This window comes from Sporosarcina saromensis, assembly GCF_033253735.1.
Lineage (GTDB): Bacteria > Bacillota > Bacilli > Bacillales_A > Planococcaceae > Sporosarcina > Sporosarcina saromensis.
The window spans coordinates 1-1,520 of sequence record NZ_JAUBDI010000042.1; the positions used below are offsets into that span (position 1 = coordinate 1).

The 1,520-nt window shown below is 52.8% G+C and carries 1 rRNA gene (running past one end of the window); it reads left to right on the forward strand.

Annotated elements, in window-relative coordinates:
• Positions 1–12: 12 nt before the first annotated feature.
• Positions 13–1,520: ribosomal RNA gene (locus tag QT711_RS19480) — 23S ribosomal RNA — on the forward strand (its annotated part continues 1,461 nt past the right edge of the window); the annotation flags it as partial.

Genomic DNA, 1,520 nt, shown 5'->3' on the forward strand with positions numbered 1-1,520 from the left:
AATCCGTATAAAGGTTAAGTTAGAAAGGGCGCACGGCGGATGCCTTGGCACTAGGAGCCTATGAAGGACGGCACTAACACCGATATGCTTCGGGGAGCTGTAAGTAAGCTTTGATCCGAAGATTTCCGAATGGGGAAACCCACTGCCCGTAATGGGGTAGTACGTTTACGTGAATACATAGCGTAAACGAGGCACACCCGGAGAACTGAAACATCTAAGTACCCGGAGGAAGAGAAAGAAACATCGATTCCCTTAGTAGCGGCGAGCGAAACGGGAAGAGCCCAAACCAGGAAGCTTGCTTCCTGGGGTTGTAGGACACTCTATACGGAGTTACAAAGGGCTGGATTAGACGAAGCGACCTGGAAAGGTCCGCCATAGCGGGTAAAAGCCCTGTAGTCGAAAGTCCAGCCCCTCCAGAGTGGATCCTGAGTACGGCGGAACACGTGAAATTCCGTCGGAATCCGGGAGGACCATCTCCCAAGGCTAAATACTCCCTAGTGACCGATAGTGAACCAGTACCGTGAGGGAAAGGTGAAAAGCACCCCGGAAGGGGAGTGAAAGAGAACCTGAAACCGTGTGCCTACAAGTTGTCAGAGCCCGTTAATGGGTGATGGCGTGCCTTTTGTAGAATGAACCGGCGAGTTACGATTCCATGCAAGGTTAAGCAGCGAATGCGGAGCCGCAGCGAAAGCGAGTCTGAATAGGGCGAATGAGTATGGGGTCGTAGACCCGAAACCAGGTGATCTACCCATGTCCAGGGTGAAGGTAAGGTAACACTTACTGGAGGCCCGAACCCACGTACGTTGAAAAGTGCGGGGATGAGGTGTGGGTAGCGGTGAAATTCCAATCGAACCTGGAGATAGCTGGTTCTCTCCGAAATAGCTTTAGGGCTAGCCTCAAACGAAAGAATCTCGGAGGTAGAGCACTGTTTGGACTAGGGGCCCATCCCGGGTTACCGAATTCAGACAAACTCCGAATGCCGATGATTTATGTTTGGGAGTCAGACTGCGGGTGATAAGATCCGTAGTCGAGAGGGAAACAGCCCAGACCGCCAGTTAAGGTCCCCAAGTATCCGTTAAGTGGAAAAGGATGTGGCGCTGCCCAGACAACCAGGATGTTGGCTTAGAAGCAGCCACCATTTAAAGAGTGCGTAATAGCTCACTGGTCGAGTGGCGCTGCGCCGAAAATGTACCGGGGCTAAACGGATCACCGAAACTGCGGATTGACATCTTAGATGTCAGTGGTAGGAGAGCGTTCCAAGGGCGTTGAAGCTAGATCGTAAGGACTGGTGGAGCGCTTGGAAGTGAGAATGCCGGTATGAGTAGCGAAAGAAGGGTGAGAATCCCTTCCACCGAATGCCTAAGGTTTCCTGAGGAAGGCTCGTCCGCTCAGGGTTAGTCGGGACCTAAGTCGAGGCCGAAAGGCGTAGACGATGGAGAACAGGTTGATATTCCTGTACCACCTCCCCGCCGTTTGAGCAATGGGGGGACGCAGTAGGATAGGGTGAGCGCGCTGTTGGT